Origin of the sequence: Brevibacterium sanguinis, assembly GCF_039528855.1 — a bacterium.
In the GTDB taxonomy this organism is placed as follows: Bacteria; Actinomycetota; Actinomycetes; order Actinomycetales; family Brevibacteriaceae; genus Brevibacterium; species Brevibacterium sanguinis.
On record NZ_BAAAMB010000025.1, the window covers coordinates 1 to 1,206 of the forward strand.

Sequence of the window (1,206 nt, forward strand, 5' to 3'; positions counted from 1 at the left end):
TGAAATACACCGACGAACTCAAGGCTCGTGCTGTCGAGCTCGTCATCCATGCCCAAGCCGATCCGGACACTGCGAACGGAGCCATCACCCGCGTCGCGAAGGAACTCGGCCTGAGCAAAGAGACCCTGCGAGTTTGGGTACGCAAGCACAAGGACTCCGGTAAAGCCACACCGACTGAGTCAGTCGACCTGGAAGCGGAGAACCGCCGGCTACGGGCAGAGCTGGCTGAGGCGAAACGAGCCAACGAGATCCTGAAGAGGGCGTCGGCTTTCTTCGCGGCGGAGCTCGACCGCCCATCGAAGTAGTCGTCGGTTTTATCGACGAGAACAAACACGAGTTCGGAGTCGAGCCAATCGTGCGCGCCTTGTCCGGGACTGCTGCACGGATTGCTGTGAGCTCGTATTACGCGTACAAGAAACGTCAACCATCAGCCAGGGCCCGACGGGACCAGGCTCTGATGGTGGTGATCCAGGATGTCTATGAGGCGAACTATTCCTGCTACGGAGTACGGAAGATGTGGAAGGCGATCAACCGCGGCTACGCCGACCAGTTCGGGCCGGTGGCCCGGTGCACGGTGGAGCGGTTGATGGCCCAGTTGGGCATCGACGGGATCCGGCGGAGACGGAAGCGTCCGAAAACGGCTTCAGCCAGGGCTGAGGACTGCCCGGACGATCTCGTCGACCGTGAGTTCACGGCTGCTGGTCCGAACTGTCTGTGGGTCGCCGATATCACGTACGTGCCGACGCAGGCTGGGTGGGTGTACGCGATGTTCATCCTTGATGTGTTCACCAGGGAGATCGTGGGCTGGCAGGTGACGAACCATCTGCGGGAGTCGCTGGCCAGGGACGCTTTGACGATGGCGCTAGCGGCGAAATTCCGGGCTGGTGAAGATGTGTCGGGGCTGGTCCACCACAGCGACCGTGGGGTTCAATTTCGGTCGATTCGCTATGGCGAGGCTCTCGCGGAATCCGAGCTTGTCGCGTCGGTGGGATCGCGCGGAGATTCGTATGACAATGCGATGGCTGAGGCTCTGAACTCGGTGTACAAGGCTGAGCTGATCGACAGACGGGTGTGGTCAGGATTGATCGAGGTGCTCGCGGAGACGTCTGCGTGGGTGGCCTGGTACAACCAGGAGCGGTTGCATTCAGCGGTCGGGTACCGTCCGCCGATCGAGGTCCATTCTGAATGGGTCAACCAGTCCGCGGC

2 protein-coding genes and 1 other annotated feature are annotated in these 1,206 nt (G+C 61.2%); both genes read left to right on the forward strand.

The features are described from left to right. Positions 1-305, forward strand: a 305-nt coding sequence (locus tag ABD154_RS17915; protein WP_344251852.1) for a transposase, incomplete at its 5' end; no start/stop codon positions are given. Further along, positions 266-394 (forward strand) — a sequence feature (AL1L pseudoknot). Its footprint overlaps the gene before it by 40 nt. Beyond that, a partial coding sequence (locus ABD154_RS17920; protein ID WP_344251853.1) for an IS3 family transposase occupies positions 356-1,206 on the forward strand: 851 nt, incomplete at its 3' end. It overlaps the preceding feature by 39 nt.